Source organism: Vibrio sp. 970 (assembly GCF_033339075.1).
The window spans coordinates 1-665 of sequence record NZ_JAWOTW010000378.1 but is presented as its reverse complement, the minus strand read 5'-3'; the positions used below and the strand labels follow the sequence as shown (position 1 = coordinate 665).

The following is a 665-nucleotide window of genomic DNA, read 5'->3' as shown; positions in this document are numbered from 1 at the left end:
CCAACATAAAATGCGAAACCTATGCCGATGGGGAAAGCGTTTTGATGGCGCTTGAGCGCGAAGTGCCAGACGTACTGGTGTCTGATATTCGCATGCCCGGTATCGACGGATTAGAACTGCTCAAGCAAGTGCAACGTGATTACCCTGATTTGCCCGTGATCATCATGACCGCGCATTCCGACTTAGATGCCGCCGTTAACGCCTATCAAAAAGGCGCGTTCGAGTACCTGCCAAAACCGTTTGATATCGATGAAACCTTAACGCTGGTCGAACGTGCGATTGCCCACAGCCATGAAAACAAACGCGAGCAATTGTCTTCAGAAGATGCCCCGGCCGACACGCCAGAGATCATCGGTGAAGCGCCAGCAATGCAGGAAGTGTTCCGCGCTATTGGCCGCCTTTCTCGCTCGTCGATTTCCGTTCTGATCAACGGGGAGTCCGGTACGGGTAAAGAGCTGGTTGCTCATGCCCTTCACCGCCATAGCCCTCGCGCCAACAAACCTTTTATCGCTCTCAATATGGCCGCGATTCCAAAAGACTTGATTGAGTCTGAGTTGTTCGGTCACGAAAAAGGCGCATTTACTGGCGCGAACAAAACTCACCAAGGGGTATTTAAGCAAGCCGAAGGCGGCACGCTGTTTTTGGATGAAATTACGGAGATGCCG

1 protein-coding gene is annotated in these 665 nt (G+C 52.2%); it reads left to right on the top strand.

What is annotated here, in order from left to right; all coding sequences use genetic code 11:
- A partial coding sequence (locus tag R7Q11_RS26800; protein ID WP_225467069.1) for a sigma 54-interacting transcriptional regulator occupies positions 1-665 on the top strand: 665 nt, incomplete at both ends.